Source organism: Streptomyces sp. NPDC033178, from assembly GCF_055577685.1.
The window spans coordinates 1-26,471 of the sequence record NZ_JBVIPT010000001.1 but is presented as its reverse complement, the minus strand read 5'-3'; the positions used below and the strand labels follow the sequence as shown (position 1 = coordinate 26,471).

28 protein-coding genes and 3 pseudogenes are annotated in these 26,471 nt (G+C 68.5%); 14 read left to right on the top strand and 17 right to left on the bottom strand.

The features are described from left to right. Window positions 1-400: 400 nt before the first annotated feature. From ACZ5VQ_RS00155 to ACZ5VQ_RS00125, 7 genes and pseudogenes are all read right to left on the bottom strand, one after another. Window positions 401-1,147, bottom strand: coding sequence for an SDR family oxidoreductase (locus tag ACZ5VQ_RS00155; protein ID WP_469102921.1), 747 nt, complete (start codon window positions 1,145-1,147; stop codon window positions 401-403). Window positions 1,148-1,223: 76 nt separating this feature from the next. Next, window positions 1,224-2,925: pseudogene (locus ACZ5VQ_RS00150) on the bottom strand (L-aspartate oxidase). Window positions 2,926-2,983: 58 nt separating this feature from the next. Next, window positions 2,984-3,349, bottom strand: a complete 366-nt coding sequence (locus ACZ5VQ_RS00145; protein ID WP_469102920.1) for an OsmC family protein — start codon at window positions 3,347-3,349, stop codon at window positions 2,984-2,986. 28 nt (window positions 3,350-3,377) lie between these two features. Then, on the bottom strand, window positions 3,378-3,875 hold the full coding sequence (locus ACZ5VQ_RS00140; protein ID WP_469102919.1) for an Ohr family peroxiredoxin: 498 nt from the start codon (window positions 3,873-3,875) through the stop codon (window positions 3,378-3,380). Window positions 3,876-4,140: 265 nt separating this feature from the next. Continuing rightward, window positions 4,141-4,932 (bottom strand): class I SAM-dependent methyltransferase, encoded by a 792-nt coding sequence (locus ACZ5VQ_RS00135; protein WP_469102918.1) that lies wholly within the window; start codon window positions 4,930-4,932, stop codon window positions 4,141-4,143. A gap of 11 nt (window positions 4,933-4,943) precedes the next feature. Further along, window positions 4,944-7,667: a pyruvate dehydrogenase (acetyl-transferring), homodimeric type gene (gene aceE / locus ACZ5VQ_RS00130; RefSeq protein WP_469102917.1), complete on the bottom strand. Its 2,724-nt coding sequence runs from the start codon at window positions 7,665-7,667 to the stop codon at window positions 4,944-4,946. Between the two features lie 94 nt (window positions 7,668-7,761). After that, window positions 7,762-8,520, bottom strand: a complete 759-nt coding sequence (locus tag ACZ5VQ_RS00125; RefSeq protein WP_469102916.1) for an SDR family oxidoreductase — start codon at window positions 8,518-8,520, stop codon at window positions 7,762-7,764. Between the two features lie 307 nt (window positions 8,521-8,827). Between ACZ5VQ_RS00125 and ACZ5VQ_RS00120 the strand changes: the two genes are divergently transcribed. The 4 genes from ACZ5VQ_RS00120 (at window position 8,828) to ACZ5VQ_RS00105 (ending at window position 10,436) form a co-directional block, all read left to right on the top strand. Next, complete coding sequence (locus ACZ5VQ_RS00120; RefSeq protein WP_469103539.1) at window positions 8,828-9,199, top strand: cupin domain-containing protein; 372 nt, start codon at window positions 8,828-8,830, stop codon at window positions 9,197-9,199. A 12-nt stretch (window positions 9,200-9,211) separates the two neighbouring features. Further along, entirely contained in the window at window positions 9,212-9,415 is a 204-nt protein-coding gene (locus ACZ5VQ_RS00115) for a hypothetical protein (protein WP_469102915.1), read from the top strand. A 215-nt stretch (window positions 9,416-9,630) separates the two neighbouring features. Continuing rightward, a complete protein-coding gene (locus ACZ5VQ_RS00110) occupies window positions 9,631-9,978 on the top strand; it encodes a hypothetical protein (protein WP_469102914.1) in 348 nt (115 codons plus the stop codon). Window positions 9,979-10,058: 80 nt separating this feature from the next. Beyond that, a complete protein-coding gene (locus ACZ5VQ_RS00105) occupies window positions 10,059-10,436 on the top strand; it encodes a DUF2750 domain-containing protein (protein ID WP_469102913.1) in 378 nt (125 codons plus the stop codon). Here the strand turns inward: ACZ5VQ_RS00105 and ACZ5VQ_RS00100 are convergent. The 4 genes from ACZ5VQ_RS00100 to rpmF form a co-directional block, all read right to left on the bottom strand. After that, a protein-coding gene (locus ACZ5VQ_RS00100) for an IS5 family transposase (protein WP_469102912.1) occupies window positions 10,433-11,262 on the bottom strand; the annotation gives its coding sequence in 2 pieces (ribosomal slippage) (window positions 10,433-10,920 and window positions 10,920-11,262; 831 coding nt in all). The genes ACZ5VQ_RS00105 and ACZ5VQ_RS00100 overlap by 4 nt on opposite strands. A 148-nt stretch (window positions 11,263-11,410) precedes the next feature. Beyond that, window positions 11,411-11,623 (bottom strand): hypothetical protein, encoded by a 213-nt coding sequence (locus ACZ5VQ_RS00095; RefSeq protein ID WP_469102911.1) that lies wholly within the window; start codon window positions 11,621-11,623, stop codon window positions 11,411-11,413. 77 nt (window positions 11,624-11,700) lie between these two features. Beyond that, window positions 11,701-12,882, bottom strand: a complete 1,182-nt coding sequence (locus ACZ5VQ_RS00090) for a GTP-binding protein (RefSeq protein ID WP_469102910.1) — start codon at window positions 12,880-12,882, stop codon at window positions 11,701-11,703. A gap of 6 nt (window positions 12,883-12,888) precedes the next feature. Next, on the bottom strand, window positions 12,889-13,059 hold the full coding sequence (rpmF, locus tag ACZ5VQ_RS00085) for a 50S ribosomal protein L32 (RefSeq protein WP_469102909.1): 171 nt from the start codon (window positions 13,057-13,059) through the stop codon (window positions 12,889-12,891). A 98-nt stretch (window positions 13,060-13,157) separates the two neighbouring features. Between rpmF and ACZ5VQ_RS00080 the strand changes: the two genes are divergently transcribed. Continuing rightward, on the top strand, window positions 13,158-13,385 hold the full coding sequence (locus ACZ5VQ_RS00080; protein ID WP_469102908.1) for a metal ABC transporter permease: 228 nt from the start codon (window positions 13,158-13,160) through the stop codon (window positions 13,383-13,385). Window positions 13,386-13,621: 236 nt separating this feature from the next. On the opposite strand, the gene ACZ5VQ_RS00075 is transcribed toward ACZ5VQ_RS00080, so the two are convergent. Further along, window positions 13,622-14,008 (bottom strand): ArsR/SmtB family transcription factor, encoded by a 387-nt coding sequence (locus ACZ5VQ_RS00075; RefSeq protein WP_469102907.1) that lies wholly within the window; start codon window positions 14,006-14,008, stop codon window positions 13,622-13,624. A gap of 126 nt (window positions 14,009-14,134) precedes the next feature. On the opposite strand from ACZ5VQ_RS00075, the gene ACZ5VQ_RS00070 reads away from it, so the two are divergent. The 3 genes and pseudogenes from ACZ5VQ_RS00070 to ACZ5VQ_RS00060 all read left to right on the top strand — a co-directional run bounded on the left by ACZ5VQ_RS00070 (window position 14,135) and on the right by ACZ5VQ_RS00060 (window position 17,551). After that, window positions 14,135-16,126, top strand: a complete 1,992-nt coding sequence (locus ACZ5VQ_RS00070; RefSeq protein WP_469103538.1) for a heavy metal translocating P-type ATPase — start codon at window positions 14,135-14,137, stop codon at window positions 16,124-16,126. After that, a pseudogene (locus ACZ5VQ_RS00065) lies at window positions 16,123-16,908 on the top strand (IS5 family transposase); the annotation flags it as partial. The gene ACZ5VQ_RS00070 and the pseudogene ACZ5VQ_RS00065, both read left to right, overlap by 4 nt. 67 nt (window positions 16,909-16,975) lie before the next feature. Beyond that, window positions 16,976-17,551 (top strand): SRPBCC family protein, encoded by a 576-nt coding sequence (locus tag ACZ5VQ_RS00060; protein ID WP_469102906.1) that lies wholly within the window; start codon window positions 16,976-16,978, stop codon window positions 17,549-17,551. A 210-nt stretch (window positions 17,552-17,761) separates the two neighbouring features. Here the strand turns inward: ACZ5VQ_RS00060 and ACZ5VQ_RS00055 are convergent, their stop codons facing one another. Continuing rightward, window positions 17,762-18,190, bottom strand: a complete 429-nt coding sequence (locus tag ACZ5VQ_RS00055; RefSeq protein ID WP_469102905.1) for an ester cyclase — start codon at window positions 18,188-18,190, stop codon at window positions 17,762-17,764. 202 nt (window positions 18,191-18,392) lie between these two features. Here ACZ5VQ_RS00055 and ACZ5VQ_RS00050 point away from each other — a divergent pair, with 202 nt between their 5' ends. The 3 genes from ACZ5VQ_RS00050 to ACZ5VQ_RS00040 are packed head-to-tail and all read left to right on the top strand — an operon-like array spanning window position 18,393 to window position 19,775. Next, window positions 18,393-18,857: a MerR family transcriptional regulator gene (locus ACZ5VQ_RS00050; protein ID WP_469102904.1), complete on the top strand. Its 465-nt coding sequence runs from the start codon at window positions 18,393-18,395 to the stop codon at window positions 18,855-18,857. Window positions 18,858-18,879: 22 nt separating this feature from the next. After that, window positions 18,880-19,131: a hypothetical protein gene (locus ACZ5VQ_RS00045; protein ID WP_469102903.1), complete on the top strand. Its 252-nt coding sequence runs from the start codon at window positions 18,880-18,882 to the stop codon at window positions 19,129-19,131. Further along, window positions 19,128-19,775: a hypothetical protein gene (locus ACZ5VQ_RS00040; protein WP_469102902.1), complete on the top strand. Its 648-nt coding sequence runs from the start codon at window positions 19,128-19,130 to the stop codon at window positions 19,773-19,775. The genes ACZ5VQ_RS00045 and ACZ5VQ_RS00040 overlap by 4 nt, the downstream gene beginning before the upstream one ends. 562 nt (window positions 19,776-20,337) lie before the next feature. On the opposite strand, the gene ACZ5VQ_RS00035 is transcribed toward ACZ5VQ_RS00040, so the two are convergent. The 3 genes and pseudogenes from ACZ5VQ_RS00035 to ACZ5VQ_RS00025 form a co-directional block, all read right to left on the bottom strand. Continuing rightward, a complete protein-coding gene (locus tag ACZ5VQ_RS00035) occupies window positions 20,338-20,526 on the bottom strand; it encodes a hypothetical protein (protein WP_469102901.1) in 189 nt (62 codons plus the stop codon). A gap of 581 nt (window positions 20,527-21,107) precedes the next feature. Beyond that, the gene (locus ACZ5VQ_RS00030) at window positions 21,108-21,650 is read right to left on the bottom strand and encodes a phosphotransferase family protein (RefSeq protein ID WP_469102900.1); all 543 of its coding nucleotides are present in this window, start codon (window positions 21,648-21,650) and stop codon (window positions 21,108-21,110) included. 319 nt (window positions 21,651-21,969) lie between these two features. After that, window positions 21,970-22,176 (bottom strand): annotated as a pseudogene (locus ACZ5VQ_RS00025) (IS1380 family transposase); the annotation flags it as partial. A gap of 221 nt (window positions 22,177-22,397) precedes the next feature. Here ACZ5VQ_RS00025 and ACZ5VQ_RS00020 point away from each other — a divergent pair. Together ACZ5VQ_RS00020 and ACZ5VQ_RS00015 are read left to right on the top strand one after the other, a co-directional pair. Beyond that, complete coding sequence (locus tag ACZ5VQ_RS00020; RefSeq protein WP_469102899.1) at window positions 22,398-23,687, top strand: vanadium-dependent haloperoxidase; 1,290 nt, start codon at window positions 22,398-22,400, stop codon at window positions 23,685-23,687. Between the two features lie 618 nt (window positions 23,688-24,305). After that, on the top strand, window positions 24,306-25,142 hold the full coding sequence (locus ACZ5VQ_RS00015; RefSeq protein ID WP_469102898.1) for an ATP-grasp domain-containing protein: 837 nt from the start codon (window positions 24,306-24,308) through the stop codon (window positions 25,140-25,142). Between the two features lie 158 nt (window positions 25,143-25,300). On the opposite strand, the gene ACZ5VQ_RS00010 is transcribed toward ACZ5VQ_RS00015, so the two are convergent. Continuing rightward, window positions 25,301-26,167, bottom strand: a complete 867-nt coding sequence (locus tag ACZ5VQ_RS00010) for a recombinase family protein (protein WP_469102897.1) — start codon at window positions 26,165-26,167, stop codon at window positions 25,301-25,303. A 46-nt stretch (window positions 26,168-26,213) separates the two neighbouring features. Between ACZ5VQ_RS00010 and ACZ5VQ_RS00005 the strand changes: the two genes are divergently transcribed. After that, the coding region (locus ACZ5VQ_RS00005) for a transposase (protein ID WP_469102896.1) at window positions 26,214-26,471 on the top strand (258 nt) is incomplete at its 3' end.

Sequence of the window (26,471 nt, the reverse complement as noted above, 5' to 3'; positions counted from 1 at the left end):
CGATCACCGGTCTCTGCCGCCTGGTGAGTACCGGGACATGACTGAGCCGGGGCTCCGTCGCCGCGAAGTAGCGGCCGCGGAGCCGGTGCAGGGCGTCGATGACCGCTTCGATCCGCTCGTCGAGGTCCACGAGCTCTCGGCGAAGCTCGTCGGTGCGGGTCTCCAGCTCAGTGGCCTCGACGGCCTGCCACCGTGGCCGCCATGCCGATTCGGCCCTCAGCGGCTCGGGGCAATGGTGTGGGCGCCGGTCAGCCCCTCATATCGGGCGGTATTCGGAACAGCGATGTCCTTTTGGTCGAACATGGTGAGCTGTTCCTTTCGATGGGGTGAACCCGCGGCCGGAATACAGCCGGAATACAGGGGTGGCCTCCTGCCTGTCGGCAGGGGCCACCGGCAGGACTTACTGCTGCTGCGCGAGCCAGTCGGCGAGCTTGGTCTCGGCGATGTGCGCCCCCGGACCCGGCAGGAGGGTGGTCTCCTTCACCTGGGCGCCGGAGTACGGGGCGTGCGGGTCCGTGACGACCGTGCGAGGGTCGTTGTGGGCGGCGAGTGCCTTGCGGAGTAGCTCGTCGAGCTGGAACTGCTCGGGGCCGGCGACCTCCACCAAGCCGTTGAGGGGAGCACCGACCGCGGTGCGGCCGACGGCTGCGGCCACGTCGCCGGAGTAGATGGGCTGGATCTTGACGGGGGCGAGACGCACGGTGTCGCCGTCGGTCGACAGGTCCGCGATCCCCTTGATGAACTCGAAGAACTGGGTGGCGTGGACGATGGAATAGGGGATGCCCGAGGCCTTGATCAGCTCTTCCTGGGTCTGCTTGGCACGGAAGTAGCCGCTCTCCTGGAGCCGGTCCGTGCCGACCACCGAGAGCGCCACGTGGTGTGTCACTCCGGCTTCGGTCTCCGCCTTCAGGAGGTTGGTCGTGGACGTGCGGAAGAACTCCATGACGGCCTTGTCCTCGAAGGAGGGGGAGTTGGATACGTCGACCACCACGGAGGCGTCCTTCAGGACCTCGGCCAGACCCTCTCCCGTCAGAGTGTTGACGCCGGTATTGGGCGCGGCCGCGACCGCCTCGTGCCCGTGCTCGTTGAGCTTGCCGACCAGCTTCGAGCCGATGAGCCCGGTTCCACCGATCACTACGACCTTCATTGCGGGGTCCTTTCCGAGAAGAATTCGGTCTGCATGAGAAGAGACAAGGCGGCGGCTCCATCTGTGACAGGGCTTGTCATTCGACGAGCTTTCCCTCGGTCGAGACCTCTTGCATCAGTGAGGAAATCTCGTCCGGAACGGCTGGAACGCTTTCACGGGTGAGGCCCGTCGTCGGGGACCACACGAGGTTGACCTGGAAAGCGGGATCCAGGTCCGGGAAATCGCTGCGGTTGTGACAGCCACGGGTCTCACGCCGTTCCAGTGCCGCTTCGAGGGTGGCCCGGGCAGCCAAGGCAGCGGACTTGAGGTCGAAGGCGTGCGCGAGGTCCTGGTAGCCGGCGATGTCCGGATGCACGCCGACGTCCTCCATCCTTTTCTCGATCACGGAAAGCTCCGCCAGCCCGGCGCGCAGGCCCTCCTCCTCGCGTACGACTCCCGCATGTTCGGTCATGGTGTTGCGGATGGCGCGCTGCAGGGCGCGGACGTTCTCCGGCCCGTCCGCTGCGAGGAGGTCGTCGATCTCGGTGCGGGCCTGTGTGATGGCCAACGCCGACCGCGGCTGCGCGGTCAGGGACTGCGAGTAGGCGGCCGCTGCCCGGGCTGTGATGCGGCCGAACACCAGCAGCTCGATGAGGCTGTTCCCGCCGAGGCGATTGGCACCGTGCAACCCGCTCGACGCCTCACCGATGGCGTACAGGCCACGCACGTCGGTGCTGTGGTCCTCGGGACGCACCCATACCCCGCCCATCGAGTAGTGCGCCGTGGGCGCGATCTCGATCGGTTCACGGGTGATGTCCAGCATCTGCAGGTCCAGAAGAGTCTGGTAGACCCGGGGCAGCCGCGTCATGATCGTCTGCCGTGACAGATGGGAGACGTCGAGCCACACGCCTCCCTTGGGGGTCCCTCGCCCTTCCTTGATCTCCGTGTAGGAGGCTAAACGCCACTCGGTCACGGGTGGACAGCTCCATGCGGTCGGGGTCGTAGCGGGCCATGAACCGTTCCCCGAGCGCGTTGCGCAGGACCCCGCCCTCGCCCCGGGCGGCCTCGCTGACCTGGGTTCCGGCCGCGTTCTCCGGCTCGATGATCCCGGACGGATGGAACTGCACCAGCTCGGCGTCGCGCAGCCGGGCTCCTGCCTTCACGGCCAGACGGAAGGAGTCACCCGTGTTCTCGTCGCGCCGTGAGGACGTACGCCGCCAGATACGGGTGTGGCCACCGGCGGCGAGGACGACGGTGTCGGCGTGGATCAGGTAGCGCTTTCCGCTTGTGAGGTCGAAGCCGTAGGCACCGAAGACCGCGCCGTCGTGCACCAGGAGCCGGGTGATGTGGACACCGTCGAGTACGGGGATGTTCAGCTGTTCCGTCCGCCTGATGAGTGTGCGCTGGATCTCCAGGCCGGTGTAGTCGCCCGCGAAGGCGGTGCGCCGGAACCTGTGGGCGCCGAAGAAGCGCTGAGAGATACGGCCGTCCTCTTCCCTGGCGAAGGCCATGCCGTAGCGTTCCAGGTCGTCGATGCCTCGGGCGGCGCCCTGGGTGACGATCTGGACGGTGCGAGGGTCGGCCAGCAGATAACTCTCCTTGAGAGTGTCGGCCGCGTGCTGCTGCCAGGTGTCCTCGGCGTCCATAGTGGCCAGGGCCGCGTTGATGCCTCCGGCAGCGAGTGCCGTATGGGCGTCCTCCTTGGGCCGTTTGCCGACCGCGAGGACTTCGACGCCGGCCTCAGCCAGTTCGATCGCGGCTCGCAGCCCGGCACCTCCCGTGCCGATCACCAGCACCATGGTGGAAAGGTGTTGCTCGTTGACAGCCACGGTTCACTCCGATCGCCGACGTTGTCACTCAGTACGACAAGGACGCCCTGGGATCTGTGGCACCTTTCGTTTCGTTCGAGCGGTCACGGCGGCAGTACGCGGTCGCGGGGCTCCTGCGGCTGGCCATGACCGTGAGTACGGTGACGATCGAGGCTTCCTCGGTCAGGAGGCGATGCACAGGGCAGCGTCCGGCGACTGCCAGGTGGTGGAGCGGCCAACCGTGCCGGTCCGCGAAGGCCCGGACCGCCATGGAGGTACACGATCCGAGCGCCGGCAGGAGCAGTTCTCCGGGTCTGGGTCCTGTATGGGTACCGATGGGCCGGGTTCGTCCGCCGTCAGCGTGTGAGGGCGGATCACGATGGACGACGGCTACTGAACAGCCTGCGAATGGCAAACCGCGAGCGGGTGGCAGGTGTCCCCGGCTACGGAGCCAGCGTGATGGTCGTCGGCGTCCCCTGCGAGGCCATCTTCGCGTACGGGCACAGCGAATCGGCGTCCTCCAGAAGCGGGGCGGCGACCTCGGGATCCATCCCTGGCCACTTCACCACCAGGTCGACGCGCAACAAGTAGCCACCGTCCTCAGGGTCCCGTCCGAACGCCACGGTCGCCTCCACCGAGATCGCGGCGGGATCGAACGCGGCCTGTCGAGCCACCAGGCTCAGCGCCCCGTGGTAGCAAGCGGAGAAGCCGGCGGCGAACAACTGCTCGGGATTCGTCCCCCGCCCGTCTCCTCCCAACTCGGCGGGCATGCGCAGGTCGATGTCCAGGACTCCGTCGTCCGAGCGTGCCTTCCCCGTGGCCCGCCCATGACTCGAAACCCCGCCGCTCACCGTCACCGTCGTGATGTAAATGGGGGCGAAGGAGTCCCCGTCGAAGTCCATGTCCGTGGACAGATCGGGAAAGGGATTCTGCTCGGTCACCGGGCGGCTCCGTCGACGCCGCGGTACACGGCTGGGCGCGGAGCCGGCATCGATTCGGGAAGGCCGGCGTCCGTCGGTGTCGGCACGTTGCACCGACACGCGATGCGAGACGCCCGGCCATGGGCGGAGCCCACCGAACCAACTGTGCCAAATGCCATGTTGTATGCACCTTCATGTAGCGATGGAAGCCCTGGGCTTCGGACGGCTGGTTGACCGACAAGTCACCTCGGTTGCGACAGCCACGCTCAAGAGAACGGGGCGCTGGTCATCGCCGTGTGAGCCGCACCGCCAACACGGCGGGATCGGCCCGTTCGGGTAGCGGGGCGAACCTGGACTCCTCCAGTTCGCCAATCACCTTCGTACGGGTGGTCGGCCACATCCAGAACGTCTCGTTGTGCTCACGAAGCACACCGCTATCGCCCCGTACCCAGTAGTCGAAGCGTGTCCGGATGCGGTTCACGTCGGCCGACGCCACCATGCGTCCGCCGTACTCGTGCTGGCCGATCCTCCGGGTCGGGAGGTCGTGCGTGGTCTCGCGGTGAGGAAGGCGAGCAGGCGGGAGCTGGATGAGCAACACACCTCCGGGCACGAGCGCCTCGGCGACGGCAGGCCACAGGGCACGCCGCGAAGCCGGGTCGAGACAGGCGATCGTGTTATGGCATATGGCCACGTCGGCCACCTCGTGCAGGCCGGCCTCGTCGAGCGCGTGGGGGTGCACGGTGACCCGCCTTCTCAGGTCGGCGGGCAGTGAGGCGAGGCGCGTCATCAGCGGAGAACGCATGGAACGCGCGGGTTCGACGGCATGCACGGAAACTCGCGACTCCACGAGGCTCATCAGCGTCACCCGTCCGGTTCCGGCGCCGACATCCAGCACACCGAGACGGGCGTTCCCGACATCGCGGCCGTACAACTGGCGCACGCGTACCCCGTCCCGTTCGCCCTGCAGGATGTCGTAGAACTCGGCACTGATCGCATAGGCGTCCTGCTCCGCCTGGCGGGTGCCGCAGGTGCTTCCAGGCCCCGCAGTCCGCAGGTTCGCCTCAGGGCGCCGTGCCATGGGCAAAGTGTTCACCCCTGCCAGTCGTAGCGTTCGCGTGCTTGGGCGACCGTCTCCGGAGCGACATCGCCGGTGCGTGCCAACTGGTGCAGGGCGGCGACGACGATCGACTCGGCGTCGACTCGGAAATAGCGGCGTACGGCATCGCGAGTGTCGGACAATCCGAAGCCATCGGTTCCCAGCGACGAGTAGTCCTGCTCGACCCACTGGCTGATCTGATCGGGCACCTGCCGCATCCAGTCGCTGACCGCCAACACGGGCCCGCGTGCGCCCGACAGCGCCGCCGTCACATACGGGACGCGCTCCTCACCCCGCAGCCTTGCCCGGTCGGCACACAAGGCGTCGCGGCGCAGCTCCGTCCAGGACGTCACCGACCAGACGTCGGCGTGGACTCCCCACTGGGAGAGCAGAAGTTCCTGGGCCTCGAGCGCCCAGTGGATGGCCGTGCCGGAAGCCAGCAACTGGATCCGCGGTCCCACGTCGCGGGGCTCTGCCTGCCGGAAGGGATGGATGCCTCGCAGGATCCCTTCCTCGACCGACGGCCCCGGTGGCATGGCCGGCTGCCGCTTGGGCTCGTTGTAGACCGTCAGGTAGTAGAAGACGTCCTCGGGCTGGTCGCCGTACATCCGCCGCAGCCCTTCCCGGACGATCACCGCGATCTCGTAGGCGAAGGCCGGGTCGTAGATCACGGCGGCGGGATTGGTGGAGGCCAGCAGATGGGAATGCCCGTCGGCGTGCTGCAGCCCCTCGCCGGTCATCGTCGTACGTCCGGCCGTCGCCCCGATGACGAAACCACGGCCCAGCTGGTCCGCCAGGGCCCAGAACTGATCGCCCGTGCGCTGGAACCCGAACATGGCGTAGAAGATGTAGATAGGGATCATGGGTTCGCCGTGTGTGGCGTACGACGTCGCCGCGGCCGTGAACTCGGCCACCGACCCGGCTTCGGTGATGCCTTCGTCGATGAGCTGGCCGTCCGTGGCCTCTCGATAGCGCAGTAGCTGATCGGCGTCGACCGGCTCGTAGCTCTGGCCCTTCGGCGAGTAGATCCCGGCCGTCGGGAACAGGGCTTCCATGCCGAACGTACGCGCCTCGTCGGGGATGATGGGCACCCAGCGGCGTCCTGTCTCCTCGACGCGCATCAGATCCTTGACCAGTCGGACCAGCGCCATGGTGGTGGCCACCTCTTGTCGGCCGGAGCTTTTGTGGAGTGATGCGAACGGGCTGGACGGCGGCTGCTTGAGCGCCTTGGCCACCACTCTCCGCACCGGGACGGGACCTGCCAGAGCGGAACGCCGTTCGCGTAGATACCGCACCTCGTCCGAACCCTCACCGGGGTGCCAGTACGGCACCAGGTCCCCGCTCAACGCGCTGTCCGGGATGGGCAGTTCCAAGACGTCGCGCATCCGGCGGAACTGGGCCATGGTCAGCTTCTTCATCTGATGGTTGGCGTTGCGGGACTCGAAGTGCGAACCCAGCGTGTGGCCCTTCACCGTCTGGGCGAGGACGACGGTCGGCTGCCCCCTGTGCTCGACCGCGGTCCTGTAGGCGGCGTGGACCTTGAGGGGTTCATGCCCGCCCCGGGAGTTCTGGAACAGAGCGGTGAGCTGCGCGTCGCTCAGACTCGATGCCAGGAGGGACAACGTGTCGCCGGTGAAGAAGTGCTTGCGTATATAGGCGGCGTCCCGCGCGGCGTACGTCTGGAGCTGCCCGTCGGGGACCTCACCGAGGCGGCGGACGAGGGAGCCGTCCGTATCCTGCCGTAGTACGGGGTCCCAGGCCTCGCCCCAGAGAGCCTTCACTACATGCCAGCCCGCGCCGCGGAACCGGGCCTCGAGTTCCTGCACGATCTTCGAGTTGGACCGCACCGGGCCGTCCAGCCGCTGCAGGTTGCAGTTGATGACGAAGGTGAGGTTGTCGAGACCTTCACGGGCGGCGAGTCCCAGCGCGGCCGTCGCCTCGGGCTCGTCCACCTCCCCGTCTCCCAGGAAGGCCCACACACGCGACCCGGAAGTGTCCTTGATGCCCCTGTTATGCAGATAGCGATTGAACCTGGCCTGGTAGATGGCGGCGAGCGGGCCGAGCCCCATCGAGACGGTCGGAAACTCCCACAGCCACGGCAGACGCCGGGGGTGCGGGTAGGACGGCAGGCCGTGACCGTCGGCCTCTCGGCGGAAGCCGTCCAACTGCTCCTCGCGTAGCCGGCCCTCCAGGAACACCCGGGCGTAGATGCCCGGTGAGGCATGCCCCTGCAGATACAGCTGGTCCCCGGAACCTCCCCCACTCTCGGCTCCGCTCGAGCGGGAGGTGCCCCCACCGTCCTTGCCCTTGAAGAAGTGATTGAACCCGATCTCATAGAGCCATGCCGCCGAGGCGTAGGTCGAGATATGGCCGCCGAGACCCAGCCGGGAACCGCGGGTCACCATCGCGGCCGCGTTCCACCGGTTCAGCGCGGTGATACGGGACTCCATGGCGATGTCGCCCGGGAAGGGCGGCTGGCACGACGCCGGAATCGTGTTGATGTAGTCCGTGGACACAAGCCCCGGCAGGGCCACTCCGGACCTGGCCGCGTACTCGTGCACGCGCCGCAACAGGTACACGGCGCGGTCGGGCCCGGCATGCCTGACGACGGCGTCGAGCGATGCCTGCCATTCTTTCGTTTCCTCGGTGTCACGGTCGGGCAGCTGGTCGAGCTCACTCATCGCTGACGACTCTGGGGGCCGAGCTGGATCACGCATGACAGTCTTCCTGCGAGGGGGGCGAGATGACGGCTGGCGGCGGCAAGGCGCCTGTGACGGGCGTCGAGAAGGAGCACGTGCGATGGCCAGGCCGTCATCCCGGCGTGTGGACGGCGGGTCGGGCGAGCCACTCGGTGAACGTCGTGTGGCCGATGCGGGCTTCCGCTCCGGGGAGGAGCGATCCTGTCCCCAACTCGGCACCGAGGTACCGGGCATGCGCATCGGTGACGACGACCCGTTCGTCCTGCCGGGCGGCCAGCACCTCCGACGCTAGGTCGTCCAGGCGGTCCTCTTCCGGACCGGCCACCTCAAGGGTGTCGAACAGCGGAAGACCTACGGCGACGCGCGCGACGGCCGCTGCGACATCATCCGCGGCTACGGGACGGGTGAGGACCGGTGCCACATGTACGCGGTCGTGGTGGGTCTTCTCGGTCGCCATGGCTTCGACGGATTCGAAGAACGGAGTGGCACGCACGATCGAGTGGGGGAGGGGTGATCGCAGTACCTTGCCCTCCTGCACCAGCTTCCCGCGGAAGTAGTCCGACCGCAGCCGCTCGGCCCCCACGACGGAGAGAACCAGACAGTGCTCGACGCCGGCCGTGGCCGCAGCGGTCAGGAGGTTGCTCGTAGCGGTGCGGAAGAACTCCAGACCGGTCTGGGCCGCATGCGACGGTGGGTTGGTCACGTCCACCACCACATCGGCGCCGCGCAATGCCTCGCGAAGGCCGCGACCGGTGATGACATCGACACCGTTACGGCGTGAAGCGGGCACGACCTCCACACCGTGATCCCGAAGCCTGGCAACCGTCCTGGAGCCGATCCACCCGTTGGCCCCTGCGACAACAACTCTCATCCGGGTTCCTTCCCCATGAGGGGTCAGCGACCCCGCTGGTTTCCTCATGTCCGCCGACTTCTTCACGTCGGCCGGCTTCTTCATGTCGGCGAAGCCGGACACTCCACTGACTACGACAGCGGTCGTGCCGTTCTTGTGACACGAACAGCAGACGGTGTGGGCTGAGCGAAATCACTGTCACAGAAGCTCCGTGTGCCCGGTCATCACTTCGAAACGACTCATGGAGGTGCGCACAGTGTCGGACAAGGACTCAGCGGGCAGGACCAGCGGGCAGCCGCGATCCGAGGTCTGGAAAACAGCGGCGAAGATGCTGCAGGATGCCAAGCCGCCCCACATCCCGGAAGGCGCTTCGGCCATGACCATCTTTGTCGAGTGGCCGCCCGGTGACCCCGGGACTCCGCCGCACCGCCACTCGGGGCCGGCCTTCGGGTACGTGATCGAAGGTGCGGTGCGCTTCGAGATCGAGGGCGAGCCGGAGCGCGTGGTCAAGGCTGGCGAAACCTTCTGGGAGCCGGGTGGCGAGGTGATCCACTACCAGGACGGCAACGCCCTGACGGATGCGTGGACCCGGTTCACCGTGACCATGCTGTGTGAGCCGGGACAGCCGATGCTCACGCTGGTCGACGAGGAAGAACTGGCCCGGCTGACCCACCTGCGTGCACCGCGCCCTGCGAACTGACAGGAGGCAACCGTGTTCGAACACCGGGCAGAGGCAGAGATGAGGCTGCACTCGGAGAAGACCGCCAGGGAACTCGCCCTGAAAAGGCATCAGGAACAGGACGGGAGCGCTGAGAGCGGCAAGAACGACGACATCACCGATACACCGTCTCCGGCCGACGAAGCGCACGCGACCACCGAAACGACGACCACCACCGACACAGAGCCGATCGGCTGACCTCTGCGGTTGGCGGCCGGGGCGGGTGTCGGCGCCAGCCGCCGACGCCCACCGAGCACTCTCGTCTCCACCGGCCTGTCCAAGACCCTGGCGCTGGGCGGCTGGCGCTTCGGCGTGTGCCGCTTTCCGGGCAACCTCTGGGGTCGAGGAGTCCGTGACGGTGTCGTTTCCGTCGCAGTGAGGTCTGGTCGACCCCGGCCGACCCCATGCAGGAGGTGGCCGCCCACGCCTTCTTGGAGCCGCCGGAGATCCGGCAGCGACTCGCGGACAGCGCCCGCCTGCACGGTGCTGTCGCCCGGGCTGTGCACCAGATCGTGGTCGCTGCGGGCGTGACCTGTCGTCCGCCCACCGGCGGCTTCTACGTCTACCCCGACTTCGAACCGCTGCGCGCTCACCTGGCCACGCACGGCATCACCGATTCCGGCAGCCTTCAGCACCATCTCTTCGACACCTACGGCCTGATGGCTCTGGTCGGCCACCACCTCGGCGACGACGAAGGGGTCCTGCGCTTCAAGGCCGCCGCCAGCATGCTCTACGGCAACACGGCCGAGCAGCAGGAGTAATCCCTGGCGGCCGATGAAGCCCATCTGTGGACTGACTCGAGAGGCGCGCGACAGAGCAGGCGCTTAGTACTCCTAACGAAATGAGTGGCACGGAACGCTACGCTCAGGTGGTCATGAGTCAGAGTGGTTCACAAGCAGCAGCATTCTTCCGAGACGTCCGCCAGAGCGGAGTCGTCTGGCTTGTTCGGGATGACGAGGGCAGCCCGGCTCCCCTCGCGGCTGACGGCACCCGGAGTCTTCCCTATTGGTCGACGTCGGCCCGCGCCGCGCGGGCGGCGAAGATCTGGGCACATGGGCTACGGGTTGAATCCATGCCTCTGGATGCCTGGCGCGACAGCGACCTGCCCGCTGCCTCCAGCGAAGGACTCCTGATCGGCATCAACTGGAGCGGACCCCGTCTCGTCGGATGGAGTTTCACTCCCGTCGAAGTCCTCAGACGACTCGCGGCGGCCGACTAGCTCTCGCCCTCGTTTGGCAGAGCGCGCAGTCGCCGCCAGCAGATGAGTGCGCATCCGAGGGTGAGGAACGCTTCGTGGATGTCGTCGCGTATCTCCCAGCGGATCCGCAGGCGGCGGAACCAGTGCAGGTGGGCGAACGCGCGCTCCACGACCCAGCGTTGGGTACCCAGGCCGGAACCGTGCTCGGTGCCCCGGCGGGCGATGACCGGTTTCACGCCGAGGTCCCAGACGAGCCGACGGTACTTGTCGTGGTCGTAACCGCGGTCGCCGAGCACCACGTCCGGGCGGCGCCGGGGCCGGCCGCGCCTGCCCCGCACCGGCGGTACCGCCTCAAGGAGTGGGATCAGCTGGGTGACGTCGTTGCGGTTGCCCCCGGTCAGGGTGACCGCGAGCGGGATCCCGGTGGCGTCGGTGACCAGGTGATGCTTGCTGCCCGTCCTGCCCCGGTCGACGGGGCTTCGTCCGGTCTTGGATCCCCCTTTAACGCGCGGACGTGGGAGCCGTCGACCGCCGCCCGGGAGAAGTCCAGGGCGTCCGCGCTACGGAGCTTGGCGAGGAGGACCTCGTGCAGCCGAGGCCACACTCCTGCCTCGGTCCACTCGGCCAGGCGCCGCCAGCACGTCATCCCCGAACCGAAACCAAGCTCCTGAGGCAGGTGTTCCCAGGCGATCCCGGTATGCAGCACGAACAGGATGCCCTGGAACACCAGCCGGTCCGGATGCCGCTTGCGTCCTGGATGCCGGGTCCGACGCCCGACCCTGGGCAGTTGCGGCTCGATCACTGACCACAACTCGTCATCGACTTCCCACGGCTTCGGCTGAGCCACCGCGCACCCCCGGATCAGCAGTCCCAGAGTGATCCAACCACCTCGAAGATCATTTCGTTAGGAGTTCTAAGGCTATGGGGGAGGGTGTTGAGCCCGGTGCCGATCCACCACGGTGCTGGTGCCGACGGGCGGTGAGGAAGTCCGCGACTCACCGGTCGAACAGGCTGGTGCGCAACACCGCGCCCATCACGCTCGGCAGGTTGTCGAAGCGCACGAAGTCGTAGTCCATCGACGCGACGAGTTCCTCGGCCCGGGGGTCGCTCAGCGCGGGTTCGGGCTTGGGGTTTTCCACCGCCCGGCCGTACAGCGGGATCAGGAGCGCCTCCTGGACCGTGCCCAGGTGCACACCGCGTTCTGCCATGGCGGGCCTCATCCGCTCGGGTGCGTACCGGGCCGGGCAGTGCCGTGGCTGCGGAACCACTGCCCGGCCCGGAGTCCTCAGACGTACGTCATCGTCGGCGCCTGCTCCGCTTGTTCGTGCTCACAGGTGTCGTCGATGCCGTAGGTGTCCCACGCGGGGAACGCATCGATCGCCGGCAGACTCTCGCCGTCCGCCATGAGGCAGTCGGTGAGGGCCGAGCGGAGCGCATCGGGGTGCAAGTGCGTGCCGATGAAGACGAGTTCCTGGCCGCCGGGGCTGTCGGTGTCGTGGGCGGCGGAGGGCTCGAAGCGGGCGACGGAGCCGGCCTGTGACCACAGGCCGGTCACGTGCGGGCGGCTGGCCAGGGTGAAGAAGCCCTTCGAGCGCAGGATCTGCCCGTACGCGCCGCTGTCGAGCTCTTTGGTCACGAACGTCCACAACCGGCCTGGGTGGAAGGGCAGTTCGGAGCGGAAGACGGTGGAGGAGATGCCGTACTCCTCGGTCTCCGGGACGTGGTCGCCGTTGAGTTCCATGACCCAGCCGGGGGCCTGTTGGGCGCGTTCCAGGTCGAACAGCCGGGTGCCGAGGACGTCCTGGACGGCGATCCGGCCGTGAACGGCGGGGACGATCCGGGCGGCAGGGTTGAGGCGGGTGAGCGTCGCCCGCAGCCGGTCGGCGGTGTCCGCGTCGACCAGGTCGAGTTTGTTGAGCACGATGACGTCGGCGAACTCGATCTGGTCCATGAGCAGGTCGCTGACGGTGCGTTCGTCGTCCTCGTACTGGTCCAGGCCGCGCTCAACGAGTTCGTCGCCGCCCGCCAGTTCAGGCAGGAAGTTGGCGGCGTCGACGACGGTGACCATGGTGTCCAGACGGGCAAGATCGTCGAGGGTGACGCCGTCGTCACGGGCGAAGGCGAAGGTGGCGGCCACCGGCATGGGTTCCGAGATGCCGCTGGACTCGATGAGGAGGTAGTCGAAACGACCCTCGCGGGCCAGCCGGTCGACCTCCTGAAGCAGGTCGTCGCGCAGGGTGCAGCAGATGCAGCCGTTGGTCATCTCGATGAGGCGTTCCTCGGTGCGCGAGAGGGCGGCTTCGCCGCCGCGGACGAGGGCGGCGTCGATGTTGATCTCGCTCATGTCGTTGACGATGACCGCGACGCGCAGGCCCTCGCGGTTGCCGAGGACGTGGTTGAGCAGGGTGGTCTTGCCCGCGCCGAGGAAGCCGGACAGGACGGTGACGGGCAGGCGCTCGTACGTCATCGCCGGTCAGCCCTCGGGGCGCAGCAGCCCGCGCTCGTACGCTTTGGCCAGCCGCTGCGGCACCAGGTAGGCGGAGCCGTCGACCGTGATCGGCACGAGCTGCGGAGCGGTGGCCTTCCACCGGGCGCGGCGGTGGCGGGTGTTGCTGCGGGACATCTTCCGCTTTGGAACGGCCATGGGGATCTCCTCGGTAGGTGGGCGCCACGACGCTACATGAAAATGGGATCCATTACTAAGTTGCTCGGCAGGGCGGTCGGTCCCCGTCGTGTGCCCCGGTGGCCGCCGCGCCCTGTGCGGCCGTTGTGCTGATGGCGCGGCCGTTGCCGTTCGCGTGGCTGGACGAGGCGGTCGCGGCGGCGCGCGGGGTGCCCGCGCGTGTCCTGGGCATCGCCTTCCTGGTCCTGGTCGGCGGGTGCGCCGCCGAGGCGCCCCAGGCGGTCGGGTCGCTGCTGAGGTGTCGGCGATTCGGTCCCGGCCGGCTGCCGAAGAGCCAGTGGAGGTGAGTCGTGACCAGTGCACATGCTCCCCAGTCGGACCACGTTCACGAGCACGGTGAGGGGTGCGGCCGTGTGGCTGTGCCCCATGGGGGCCACTTCGACTACGTGCGCGACGGCCATCGGCACGTCGGCCGCGACGGGCACTGGGGCGATCGCTGATCCGACGCGCTGACGGGTGGCCCTCCAGGTGAGGGTCACCCGTTTGTGTGAGGTCTGCGGAGGGCTCGGCTCGCCCTGCTGAATCAGGACACGGTCACCGCGGAGGCGGTGGCGGCCGGGGTGTCGCGCAGGCCGAGGCGCAGGTGTTCGACGTGGTACAGCGCCTGCTCCAGGAGTTCGGCCACGTGGTTGTCGTGCAGCGCGTAGATGACCGAGCGTCCCCGGCGCTCACCGGTGACCAGGCCGAGATTGCGCAGCAGGCGCAGCTGGTGGGAGCAGGCGGACTGCTCCATGCCGACGGCGTCGGCGAGTTCGGTGGTCGCGCACGGGCCCTCCTGGAGGCGGGTCAGGATTCGCAGCCGGGAGGGGGTCGCGAGGGCCTGGAGTGTGGCGGCCACGTCGGCGGCGCCCACGGTTTCGAGACGCTCGCGTGCGGTGGCGGTGGTCTTGGCGTCAGCTCCGTGGCCCATAACGTCATCCTACCGACATGAAGAGATGAATGAGTCTTCATGTGTTCCTGTATGGTGAGGAGGTGGCCGCAGGTACCTGGCGTGCCTGTGCACCCTCATGCGCCCCCCATGAAGGACCTCACCTTGATGACCTCCACGCTCACCCCGACCCCGGCCGACCTGGCGGTCTCGCCGCGTGACGCGGGCCCGCCACGTCGGCGCACCCGGATCCTCGCGCTGCCCGAAGCACGCTGGGCCGCCGCGGCCACCGTCCTCTTCCTGCTTGCGCTGCCGCTGCAGCTGACCGGCGCCCCGGCATGGGCCTGGGGCCCGCTGTACGCGCTGGCGTACGCCAGCGGCGGCTGGGAGCCGGGCTGGGAAGGGCTGAAGGCGCTCCGGGACAAGACCCTCGACGTCGACCTGCTGATGATCGTCGCGGCGCTCGGCGCGGCCTCGATCGGGCAGGTGATGGACGGCGCCCTGCTGGTCGTCATCTTCGCGACCTCCGGCGCCCTGGAGGCGCTGGCCACGGCACGGACCGCCGACTCGGTCCGCGGGCTGCTCGGCCTGGCCCCCGCCACGGCCACCCGGCTCTCGCCGGACGGGGCCGAACAGGCCGTGCCCGTCGAGGAGTTGGCGGTCGGCGACACGATTCTCGTACGCCCCGGAGAGCGCGTCGGGGCCGACGGCCGGGTGCTGGACGGGGCGAGCGAGGTGGACCAGGCGACCATCACCGGTGAACCGCTCCCCGTGACGAAGGTGCAGGGCGACGAGGTGTTCGCGGGAACGGTGAACGGCACCGGTGCTCTGCGCGTCCAGGTCGAACGCGACGCCTCGGAGTCGGTGATCGCCCGGATCGTCCGGATGGTTCAGGAGGCGTCCGAGACCAAGGCGCCCACCCAGCTGTTCATCGAGAAGGTCGAACAGCGCTACTCGCTGGGCATGGTGGCCGCGACCCTGGCCGTCTTTCTCGTCCCTCTCGCGTTCGGCGCGGAACTGGCCGACTCGCTGCTGCGGGCCATGACCTTCATGATCGTGGCCTCGCCGTGCGCGGTGGTGCTGGCCACCATGCCGCCCCTGCTCTCAGCGATCGCCAACGCCGGACGGCACGGCGTGCTGGTCAAGTCGGCCGTGGTGATGGAGCGCCTGGGGCAGGTCGACGCGGTCGCGTTCGACAAGACCGGCACGCTGACCGAGGGCACGCTGCGGGTCACCGACGTACGGCCGCTGCCCGGATCCGGCCTGGACGAGGGCGAGTTGCTGGCCCTCGCGGCGGCGGCCGAACATCCCAGTGAGCATCCACTGGCGCGGGCCGTGGTGGACGCGGCACACGAGCGGGGGCTGGCGCTGTCCGCGGTGGAGGACTTCGACTCCACGCCGGGTGTGGGCGTGAGGGCGGCCGTGGGCGGGCGTGTCATCGCGGTGGGCTCCCCGGCCCGGCTGCTCCGTGGGGCACCGGACGCCGGGTCCGCCCGGGCAGCGGTGCTCGCGGCCGAGCTGGAGGACGGCGGGGGAACCGCAGTGCTGGTTGCGGCCGACGGTGTCCCGGTCGGTGTCCTGGGCCTCGCCGACCGGCTGCGCCCGGGGGCCGTTGCGACCATCGCTTCACTGACGGTGCTCACCGGAACGGCCCCGGCGCTGCTGACCGGCGACAACCCGCGGGCCGCCGCCCGCCTGGCCGCCGAGGTCGGCATCGAGGACGTACGGGCCGGTCTGCTGCCCCAGCACAAGGTGAGCGCGGTCAAGGACCTGGAGGATGCGGGCCGCAAGGTCCTGGTCGTCGGGGACGGCGTCAACGACGCCCCGGCCCTGGCCGCCGCGCACATCGGAGTCGCCATGGGCCGCGATGGCTCCGACCTCGCCCTGGAGACCGCCGACGCGGTGATCGTCCGCGATGAACTCGCCACCGTCCCCGCGGTGATCGCCCTCTCCCGCAGCGCGCGGAAGCTGGTTGTGCAGAACCTGGTGATCGCCGGGGTGTTCATTGCCGGCCTCGTCGTCTGGGACCTGGTCGGCCACCTGCCGCTGCCACTCGGTGTCGCAGGCCACGAGGGCTCCACCGTCATCGTCGGCCTCAACGGACTGCGGCTGCTGCGTGACGCGGCCTGGAAGCGGGCCGCGTCGGAGCCAACGGGGTGAGCCGAGGGGATCGCCTGGAGCCGCTGTTGCCGCAGCGCGAACGGCGCTTCGGGTACCCGGGCCGCAAGGCGCTGCCGGACCGGGAGGTGCTGTGCGGGATCCTCTCCGTGCTGCAGACCGGCATCCAGTGGGAGTATCTCCCGAAGGAGCTGGGCTTCGGCTCGGGCATGACCCGCTGGCGACGCTTGCGGGACTGGAACGAGGCCGGCGTCTGGCAGCGGCTGCACGAGGTCCTCCTGGCCGAACTGAACGCAGCCTCGCGACTGGACCGGTCCCGCTGCGTGGTCGACTCCTCCCACGTCAGAGCGCTAAAAGGGGGCAACACGCGGGCCCCTCGCCGGTCGACCGCGGCCGCACCGGCTCCAATCACCACCTGATCACCGACGGACACGGCACCCCGCTCGCCGTCCTGCTGACCGGCGGCAACCGCAACGACGTCACCCAGCTCCTGCCCTCGCTCGCCCCGTCCAGCACCCGGCCGTCGGCCCCGACGCGCTCTCCGGGTCGGACGACCGCGCCGCAGACCCGACTCGCTCTACGCCGACCGCGGCTACGACCACGACGTCTACCGCGACCAGGTCCGCGAACGCGGCATCGTGCCGGCCATCGCCCGCCGGGGAGCACGACACGGCACCGGACTGGGCACCTACCGCTGGGTCGTAGAACGGAGCTTCGCGTGGCTGCACGGCTTTCGGCGCCTACGGATCCGCTGGGAACGCCGAGCCGATATCCACGAAGCGTTCCTCAAACTCGCCTGCTGCCTCATCGCCCACCGGCAACTCAGCTCATTGCGTCAGCCGTTGTTGATGCTTCGAAGTGGATACACATCACCAAGACAGGAGAGCATTGATGTCCGACCAGAAACCGATCGCGGCGAAGGAAACGACCGAGCCCCAGGCGGGCTCCAGTGGCTCAGGCGATACCGCTTCTTATCGGCTCAGACGACAACACTGTTCCGATCACGGTCTGGCGGCGGACCTCGGTGGCGCCCGCCAACGCGTTCCGACTGATCGTTCCCATAGACCTGTCGAGAGTTTTCCACCGGGTCGCACCGTTTCCCGGCGTCAAAGGTGTGGAAAACCAGACCGAAGCATGGGATCACGTCGGCCCTACCAGGAACCCGCAGTTCGACGACGGGTCACAGGCCGACGAACAGTTGATCGAGTACGCGGAAGGGTCGAGTTTTGCGCATCAGCTGACAGGATTCACGAACGTACTTTCCCGACTGCGGTCGGCGTTCGGGGCGAATGGAGCTTCAATCCCGACGGTGATGGCACCCTCATTCGTTGGACATACGAATTCAAGCCGCTTCCGGGGCATCGCTGGATTCTCGCAGGCCCCTTCGCTCTTCTCTGGCGCCGATTCATGGTGGCCGCCATCGAAAGGTGCCTGCAAGTAATCGAATCGGAAGAGAACAACTCGTAGGCATGGTCCGGGACCGCAGTCAGCGTCGCCCCGGTCCTGATCTGCGCCGGCCACTGGGTCTTCGGCGACTTGGTCCAGGATTTCCCGCTGTGCCTGTGCTCGGTGATCATCCTCAGCGCTGCTGCTGATCGAATAGCGGCGGGGGAGCTGCAGCAGGAGAGTCGACTGCCCACCGTGACGCCGGGCACAGGAACGGTCAGGCTGGATGCATCAGTGGCTGGTCGTGGTGGGCGCGATCTGCTGCATGAGGCTGAGCAGGTCCGGAGCGACCCACTCCTCCGCGATCTGGTCTCCTTCGAAGCGGTAGACCTCGACGCTGCGGTAGGAGACCGTCCGGCCCGTCGCCTGGAACTCCTGGAAGGTGCCGAGGTGGGTTCCCTGGAAGTTGACCAGCACGGTGACCTTGTCACCGGCGCCGAAGATGTCCTGGACCTCGATCTTCAGGTCGGGGAAGGCGTCCAGCATGATCTTGCTGCCCATGTGCCAGACCTCCCGGCCGTGCAGGGGCTCGGCGACGCCGGGGACGTTGGCGATGAAGTTCTCCGTCAGCAGTTCCTGCGCCGTGTCGAGGTCGCCGCTCTCCACGCACTGGTATGCCCAGCGCATGAGGGCCACGTTCTTGTCGATGGTCGTGGTCATCTCGATGTCCTTCCGAAGTGGAGGCCCGGGCACGTTGATCGCTCGGCCGATGTCCTCCACTGAAGACCATGACGTCGCGGCAAGGTCAAAAGGATCTGTGCGAAGCCGTCCGCGACGGGCGCGACGCCCACCGTGATCCGCCGGCAGTCGCACAGACCCCTGTCCTTGACCTTGCCGCGACGTCACGGTTTTCACTGGCCTTATGAGAATCGGCGAAGTCGCTGTCCTGGTCGGGGTCACCCCGCGGGCTGTGCGGCATTACCACCAGCTCGGGCTGCTGTCCGAACCTCTACGGCGCAGCAACGTGTACCGCGCGTACGGCATGCGGGAAGCCATCCTGCTCACCCGCATCCGGCGGCTGACCTTGCTCGGACTCGGACTCGACGACGTACGGGACGCACTCGCGGACACCGAAGGCCGTGATCTGACCGAGATCCTGGGGGAGTTGAACGCCGACCTGGCGCGCCAGGAGGTGCTGACCCGTCAGCGCCGGACGCGGGTGGCCCCGCTGCTGCTCCAGGCTCAGGCCGGATCCCTGTCCCCTGAGGGACCGGTGTCGCCTGAGCTCACCGGCCTGCTGGCCGCTCTCAGGGAGGTCGACGACTCACCGATGACCGTGAAGGGACCGCAAGTACCTGGTCTTCCTCGACGCCGCGACGCCCCATGAAAGGCGGGCGGCGCTGCAGGGCATGCGGCAGCACGCCGCAGAGGTCTACGGCCTGCTCGACGACCTCGCCGGCCAGGATCCGGACGACTCGCAGGTGACCCGTGCCGCCGCGGTGCTTGAGGCCTTCCTGCCCGATGGCCTGGCAACGCGTGTCCCCGGCACAAGCGCCCCCAGCCTGGCCGATGCCCTCTACGAGGACCTCGACCCGGCCCAGGCCACGGCTGTGCGTCGCGCCCTCGAACTCGTCCAGCAACGACAGGAAGAACCGGCATGACGACCACGCTCTCCGCCGCACCCAAGCACGTCTCCTCACCCGCGCTGCGGTTCCTCGCCCACGAGGGCCGGATCATGGAAAGCCTGATCCGGTGGATCACCCGTCGGCCCCACGGCACCGACGGCGCCGACGCGGTCTTCACCCACGGCCGGGACCAGGCCGCCATGATGTACGGCCTCACATTCGCCTGTGTGGTCGAGACCGTCGCGCTGACCTACCTCCTCGACAGTTGGCCCGTGATCCACACGATCATGCTGGTCGTGGACGTCTACACCGTCCTGTTCGTCCTCGGCCTGCACGCCGCCTCCCGCACCCGACCACATACCCTCGCCGGCCGCACCCTGCGCATCCGGCAGGCCGCCAACGTCGACATCCACCTCCCTCTCGACCAGATCGCCTCGATCCGCCGCGAGACCCGCTTCACCCACGTGAAGAAGGACGGCGAGCTGAACCTCCCCATCGGCTCGCAGACCTCCATCACCCTCGAACTCGCCGAACCGGTCGACGCACCGACGTTCCTCGGCGCAGTCCGCCTCGTCACCCTGATCAGGCTGCACGCAGATGAACCCAAGGCCCTCCACGACGCCCTCACCCGTGTGCGAACCACACCCGGACCCGCCCCGGAAACAGTCCCGCAGCCCTGACACGACACGGAACTGCGCCTCGTAGCGCCGTCCTTTTGCCAGATGCGGTGATACTCCGGACTGGATTGGAAGATCACCGCGCAACCGGTCGGAGGCGCTGGCGCCGCGCGGGGAGGTGCCTGATCTGTGTGGGCGGCTGCGGGGGAAAACCGACGATCCGACAGTCTCATGCGGATTCCGGGTCTACGCCGATCCCGCCGGCTCTTCGTTGAGCCCGCGGACGATTGTCTCGCGTGGGTCTCGCCGGGGTCGCAGCCGCCGCCGAGGCCGCTCCAGTGATCCGGCCAGGCGATGTTGAGCAGGTCGTCGCGGAGGCGGGGGAGGAGTTCGGCTCGGCGGGTGGCGATGATCGCGACGGTGCCGCAAGCGGTGGCCGGGCTGTCGGCGGTGGTGTTCTGGTGCATCTGGACACAGTGGTAGGGCAGTTGAGGATCTCGTGGCAGCTCTCACCGTCCGGTTGCAAAACCAGGCGGCCGCCATGAGGGCCTGCATCCTCGTGCGGTCGAACCGCCCACCCGGCTTGAGCCCGCCCGCCAGCAGCGGACTCCAAGACGCCGGGGCCTCAGTAAGGGCAGGTGTGGATCTGCGCGTCCACCCCGGCCGCCAATTGCCCGTTCAGGCAGGACGGGACCGGGCTGGCGAAGCCGAGCTTGTCCGGGCTGCCCCAGACCTCGCGGGGCAGCCCGAGAGCCTTCGCCGCGTCCCGCAGAATCCGCTTGCCCTCGGCAGGGTCACAGATCTTGTGCTCCACCGGCAGCGTGTAGGACAGCTCGACCAGCTCCCGCGCCAGGTAGGGCGCAGCCTTCCAATGCGCAGGCGGAGGCGAGCTTGTCGCTGGTCAACACCAGCGGCCTCCAGACCGTCGCCAGATCGGCGAGCGTGAGACCGCGGGCCAGATCTCCGCCGGCCCGCTCCAGCGCGTCGGCGATGAGGCTGCGGATCCGCCCCTGGGGCCGGGGCCGCGCAGGACGAGCCGGGTCACCGCCTCTGCCGGATCAAGGCCTTCACCGGCAGCGTGCATGAGCTTCGCGGCCGACGGCCGGTAGGCGTCCAATGCTGCGGCCAGGACCGCGTCCGGGCCGAAGCCGACGAAGGCATGGTGGTCCGGGATGACGGCCTTGCGGACTGCTCCATTCCTACGAGCGCCTTCACGGCGAGACCTGTGCGACCCGCGTTGTGTTCCACCCCGTACAACTGCCCAACCGCCGCTGACGTCATGGCCTCGCCGTCGGGCAGTCGAGTCCCCGTACGCCTGGACCACCTTCTGAAGTCAGCCATGAAACGTGTCCGCACGAGCCTGACATCGCCCACGGGTGCTACTGGCATCGCCACCTATTGCCCAGTGCGTCCTGCCCCACCGGACGCACCGTCCGCGAGATGATCGAGGGCCTCGGTGAAGCCCTCCCACGCTGTCTCGGTGTCCTGGGAGAGGTCGTGTTCGCCTCGGAACCACTCCACGAACTCGGCGACGTCCAACAGGCTCCACCGCAGTCGGTACAGCGCGAGCGCGGCCGGGTCTGGTGTACGGCCGGTGAGTTCGGTGTAGTGCGCCAGTTCCGATGGGTCGGCGGAGATCAGGGAGAGGTCGCGCTCAGGCAGGGCAAGCCCCACCGTGTCCCAGTCGACCAGCCGGTAGCCGTCCTCGCCCAGGATGAGGTTGCCCGGGTGCGGCTCGCCATGCGTGACGACGAGGGGCGCCCCGTGGCCGCGTACCTCATCGGTCAGCTTGTCGAATTCCGCGCAGCGGGGGCGGAGCGTCGCGGCGTGTTCGGCCAGCAGCTCCCGGGTGGGCTCGGCGAACGGGCCGCCGGCCCACGTATCGCCCAACGCGCCCAGCGTCTCGTGGACACCGCTCAGCCCGGCGGGCTCCAACACCGTCGGCGGAGTGATCTGAGGCGGCCTCCGGCCGTGCAGGTTCGCATCCGGTGGGAGTACCTGCCCCAGGAGCTGGGCTTCGGCTCAGGCTTCGTTCCGACGCAGACCCCGTCTTGTGTCGGACTCCCATGCTTTCCAGCACTCCAACCTGCGCGATCACCGCCCCGGCAGTCGCCAAACCAACGGCCTAAGCATCCCTGACAGCTACTTTGCCCCTGGGGGCAAGGCGGGAGTTCGGGGCCTTGATCACTCGGGCCCGCTCCCTGGTTGAGCCCGCAACCAAGTGGCGACGAGCGCGAGACTGGGGATTTTTCAGGGCTTTGGCCCGCAGCCGGTGACGGTGCTCGAGCTCGGCGATCGGCCGGTCTGGGGGGTTGGTCGCGAAGCACGTGATCCGCATTCCGTCCGCGTCCGTGATCCTCAACTGAGCGCCGGGATGGGGGCGTTCCTTTCGGACGATCAGTCGCATGCTTTTGGGCCAGCCATCCAGGAGCTTGCCGGTGAGCTCGGCGACCCAGGCCCCGTCACCTCCGTCCCGGCGACCGACCTCGCCACCACGGCCGACCGGCTCGCCCGGAGGGCGCTCCGGCCGAGTGCTCCCGGCCGGAGCCCGCGCATTCGTCGCCGGGGTGACGGACATCCGGGTGTGAACCCCGTCGGATTGTCGATGATTGTCGATGTAACGACAAAACTGACCCCCGCCGATAGGCTCGGACAATCTGTCACCGACAAGCCCCTGGGGGTCTCGTGACACAACGTCCGCTTGCCGGATCATTCAGAGGGTTACGCCGTATCGCGGTCCTCACCGTACTCGCCCTGACCGTCCCACTGACGGCTACCACGGCCGAGGCACACAGCGGCGTGGAGGCCGCCCCGGGCAATCCCGTCATCGCCTGGAACATCCACGCCCAGGCCGCCATCTACGACACCGCCAAGCAGTCGCCCACCACCAGCACCCGCAGCTTCGCCATCGTGCAGGGCGCTGTGTACGACGCGGTCAACGCCGTCGCCGGCCGTCCATACGAGCCCCTGGTCAGCGCGCCCCGCAGCCGCCCCGGGGACTCCACCGCCGCGGCGGTGGCCGCGGCCGCCCACGACACGCTGCTGTGGCACTTCCCCGGGCAGGCCGAGTCGCTGAACGCCCGGTACGGCGAGGCGCTGGCCGCGATCCCCGACGGCCGCGCCGAGGACGGCGGGGTGGCCGTCGGCAGGGCCGCCGCCGCGGCGATGACCGAGAGCCGCCGTGACGACGGCTTCGACCCCACCGCGCCGTGGACCGTCGGCACCGAGCCGGGCGAATACCGGCTCACCCCGCCCGGCTACGTCAACGTCGGCGCCTGGGTGCCGAACCTGAAGCCGTTCGTCGTCCCCGACGCCGGCGCCTACCGGGTCAAGCCCCCGCCGGCCCTGACCGGCGCCGCCTGGGCCCGCGACCTGAACGAGGTCAAGAGCCTCGGCGCGGCCACCAGCACCGTCCGCACCGAGGACCAGACCGAGGCGGCGATCTGGTGGGACGACCCCCGGATGGTCGAATGGTCGATCACCCGGCAACTCGCCGGCGCGCACCGCCTCAGCAGCCTCCGGACGGCCCGGCTGCTCGCCATGGTGTACGTGGCCTCCGCCGACACCCTGATCGCCTGCTACAAGGCCAAGGCGCACTGGAACTTCTGGCGCCCGGTGACGGCCATTGCGCTCGCCGGCACCGACGGCAACGCGGCCACCGATCCCGACCCGGACTGGACGCCGCTGCGGGTCACCGCCCCGTCGCCGGAGTACCCGTCGGGCCACGCCTGCTTCACCACGGCGGTCATGACGGCCCTGGGGTCGTTCTTCGGCCGTGACGACCTCACGTTCGCCGCGTACAGCCCCGCCTCCGGCACGACCCGCCGCTACGACAGCCTTCAGGCGGCGACAGCCGAACTCCTGGAGGCGCGAATCTGGGCCGGCGTGCATTATCGCTTCGCCTCCGAGCACGGGCACCGGCTCGGGCTGGCGGTCACCCTCGACGTCCTGAACCGCGCCTTCCAGCGGCGCTGACGCGGCCGTCCCTTCCACCACCGCCGGGAGGACAGCTCGGGACAGCACCGACACCGGGACGGCGACCGAAGCGCAGCTCAGCTCAGCGGGGACGTGCCGCGGAGAGGATGACTGGTTTCCGGCCAGGACGTGGTGGTTGTTGCGGGCAGGGTGCAACACTGAGCATCCGACGGAGTTCCTCGTGCGACAGAAGGATCTTGGTCGATCTCCTGCCTATGGGGAACTCCGTTGCCGCGTGGGACTTTCGCCGGACAACCACCCAAATCGGGGCAGAGTTCACAGAGCTAGAGCCCTTACAGACTCGCTCCCCAATCCCCGCCACCTGGGGTGCCGTTAACGAGCGGCGAACAAGGTGACAAGTAACCCGCCAGTAGTTTTTGGATCGGCCCCGGGGGCAGGGCGGTTTCAAAGTCTTGTCGATGTCCTGTGACATCGGATCTTGAGCGTGTGCAACCGAACCGTGACCGGGCGCGAGTCTGTGGCGTAGGGAAGTTTGAGCGGTAGATGACATCGAGGGGCGTCAGGGGTGAGCGCGCTGACAGCCCACGACGACGCGGCTGCCCCAGGTTGCGTTCCGCGGGATAGGTAGGTTTGGGGCACCGTCTAAGGAGATGCACGATGCCCGAGCGCCGCAGAGTTCTGTTCGTGACCGACCTCGTCTACCCGGCCCGGGGGCGACGCTACTGCGACGAGGACATCTTCCTGACCTCCCGACTGCGTGACGCCTTCGACATCGCCCTGTGCCACCCGCTGGATGCAGCCGCGCTGATGGACGCCTTCGATGTGGTCGTGGTCCGCAACAGTGGGCCCGTGCTGCACTACCAGAAGGAGTACGACGCCTTCCGGGAGCAGGCCGTGGCCCGTGGCATCCGGGTCTACAACCCGCTGTCCGGCCGGGGCGACATGGCCGGCAAGCAGTACCTGCTGGACCTGACCGCCGCCGGATACCCGGTCATCCCCACCATCGACCGGCCCGAGGACCTGCACCTGCTGCCCGAGGCCGGCCAGTACGCGGTCAAGCCGAAAGCGGGCGCGGACTCCATCGGCCTGACCTTCTTGCCCCGAGAGCAGCTGAGCGACCTGGCCTACGGCAACATACTGGTCCAGCCGCGCATCGACTTCCGCTACGAGGTGTCCTTCTACTACGTCGACGACACCTTCCAGTACGCCCTTCACGCCCCCGATCCCGAGCGGCGCTGGGTCCTTGAGCCCTACGAGCCCACCGACGCCGACCTGGCCTTCGCCCGGCGCTTCATCGACTGGAACACCCTCGACCACGGCATCCAGCGCGTGGACGCCTGCCGCACCCGGGAAGGCGAGCTGCTCCTCGTGGAGCTGGAGGACCTCAACCCGTACCTGTCCCTGGACCTGGTCTCCGACCGGACCCGTGACGCATTCGTGGCGAGCATGGCGGCATCCCTCCACCGGTTCCTGGACGCTCAGCTCCGCACCTAAGGCGGCATTCGCGGCGGTTCCCAGATACGCCAGAAACCCGCCACGGGATGATCTTGGAGTCCAAATGGGGCGCTACGGCGCTTCGAGCCCGAGCGTGCTGACGCGGTTTTCGTACTCGCGGTGGGCTTTGCGCTGCGCCGGGATCGCTCCAGCGCCGCTCAGGAGTTGGCAGCGGTCGAGGAGTTGGCGGTGGATCGCCGGTACGGCGGTGACGCGCAGGGTGTAGCCGGTGCCGCGTCGTACGGCCTGGCCGTGGTCGAGCGGGGCGCGCTCGGCGGGCTCCAGCTCGGTGGTGCGGAGGAAGTCGGCGACCTTGCCGGGCATGTCCAGCGCGACCGGTACTTCTGGAGCCGGGGCGCCCGGTCGGCGGGCGTGTGCTCGGGCAGGAGGTCGGCGACTGCGGTGCGGATGGCGCCGCGGCTGACGCCGTGCTCGCGGGAGAGGGCGGCGATGGACTGGCCCTCCAGGTAGGCGGTGCGTACGTCGGCGATCGTCTCGCCCGCGAGGGCGGGGCGGCGTCCGCCCTTGTTGCCCTTGGCCTCGGCGGCCCGCAGCCCGTCGTACGTCAGCTCCCGCTGGAGGTCGCGCTGGAGTTCGCCGGCGGCCGCGAGGGTCTGCACCATGAACTTCACCGTGGACAGCAGCTCGCCAGTGCGCGGGTGGCGGGCGGTGAGGTCCATCGCGGAGAACGCGCCGTCGTGGATACGCAGGGCGAGACGGCCCTTGTGCAGGACGTCGAGCACATCGAGGATGTGCCCGGTGCCGCGCACCAGGCGGAACATTTCCGAGATGTGCACGGTGTCGCCCGGCCGCGCGTACGCCAGCAGCTCGCCGAACTTCGGGCGCTCAAGCGGGTGGAGGCGGCTGGAAGTGCCGGCCTCCTCCTCGAACGGGATCGGGTTCTCGATCCCGGCCTCGTCCAGGACGAGGTTCTGCCGGGCGGTCGACTGCTGGTCGGTCGAGACCCGCTTGTAGACCAGGTTTGCCACCGAGGAGCCCGGACCTTGACCCTTGATCTTGGACACACGAGACACTAGATCTTGAGGATCTGAGAACGGACATCTCGTGGTCATGAAGCACTACCCGCCGGAGTTCAAGGCGGACGCGGTCGCGCTGTACCAGTCGCGCCCGGGAACGACGATCAGGTCGGTTGCCGCTGATCTGGGAGTCAACCCAGAGACGTTGCGGAACTGGGTACGGGCGGCGGGGGCAAACCGGCCCCGGGGCCGCCGGCTGGGGATACCCGCGGAGCCGCCCACGCCGTTGGAAGCGGAGAACGCGGCCCTGCGCAAGAAGGTCCGCGAGCTGGAAGAGGAGCGCGAGATCCTG

What these genes read in the sequence shown, in the direction of transcription:
- ACZ5VQ_RS00135 (WP_469102918.1), bottom strand. Translation starts at nt 4,932, where the DNA reads ATGGCACGGCGCCCTGAGGCGAACCTGCGGACTGCGGGGCCTGGAAGC.
- ACZ5VQ_RS00040 (WP_469102902.1), top strand. Translation starts at nt 19,128, where the DNA reads ATGACGACCACGCTCTCCGCCGCACCCAAGCACGTCTCCTCACCCGCG.
- rpmF (WP_469102909.1), bottom strand. Translation starts at nt 13,059, where the DNA reads ATGGCCGTTCCAAAGCGGAAGATGTCCCGCAGCAACACCCGCCACCGC.
- ACZ5VQ_RS00155 (WP_469102921.1), bottom strand. Translation starts at nt 1,147, where the DNA reads ATGAAGGTCGTAGTGATCGGTGGAACCGGGCTCATCGGCTCGAAGCTG.
- ACZ5VQ_RS00105 (WP_469102913.1), top strand. Translation starts at nt 10,059, where the DNA reads ATGAGTGGCACGGAACGCTACGCTCAGGTGGTCATGAGTCAGAGTGGT.
- ACZ5VQ_RS00015 (WP_469102898.1), top strand. Translation starts at nt 24,306, where the DNA reads ATGCCCGAGCGCCGCAGAGTTCTGTTCGTGACCGACCTCGTCTACCCG.
- ACZ5VQ_RS00125 (WP_469102916.1), bottom strand. Translation starts at nt 8,520, where the DNA reads ATGAGAGTTGTTGTCGCAGGGGCCAACGGGTGGATCGGCTCCAGGACG.
- aceE (WP_469102917.1), bottom strand. Translation starts at nt 7,667, where the DNA reads ATGCGTGATCCAGCTCGGCCCCCAGAGTCGTCAGCGATGAGTGAGCTC.
- ACZ5VQ_RS00050 (WP_469102904.1), top strand. Translation starts at nt 18,393, where the DNA reads ATGAGAATCGGCGAAGTCGCTGTCCTGGTCGGGGTCACCCCGCGGGCT.
- ACZ5VQ_RS00075 (WP_469102907.1), bottom strand. Translation starts at nt 14,008, where the DNA reads ATGGGCCACGGAGCTGACGCCAAGACCACCGCCACCGCACGCGAGCGT.
- ACZ5VQ_RS00095 (WP_469102911.1), bottom strand. Translation starts at nt 11,623, where the DNA reads ATGGCAGAACGCGGTGTGCACCTGGGCACGGTCCAGGAGGCGCTCCTG.
- ACZ5VQ_RS00060 (WP_469102906.1), top strand. Translation starts at nt 16,976, where the DNA reads ATGTCCGACCAGAAACCGATCGCGGCGAAGGAAACGACCGAGCCCCAG.
- ACZ5VQ_RS00070 (WP_469103538.1), top strand. Translation starts at nt 14,135, where the DNA reads ATGACCTCCACGCTCACCCCGACCCCGGCCGACCTGGCGGTCTCGCCG.
- ACZ5VQ_RS00045 (WP_469102903.1), top strand. Translation starts at nt 18,880, where the DNA reads ATGCGGCAGCACGCCGCAGAGGTCTACGGCCTGCTCGACGACCTCGCC.
- ACZ5VQ_RS00090 (WP_469102910.1), bottom strand. Translation starts at nt 12,882, where the DNA reads ATGACGTACGAGCGCCTGCCCGTCACCGTCCTGTCCGGCTTCCTCGGC.
- ACZ5VQ_RS00120 (WP_469103539.1), top strand. Translation starts at nt 8,828, where the DNA reads ATGCTGCAGGATGCCAAGCCGCCCCACATCCCGGAAGGCGCTTCGGCC.
- ACZ5VQ_RS00055 (WP_469102905.1), bottom strand. Translation starts at nt 18,190, where the DNA reads ATGACCACGACCATCGACAAGAACGTGGCCCTCATGCGCTGGGCATAC.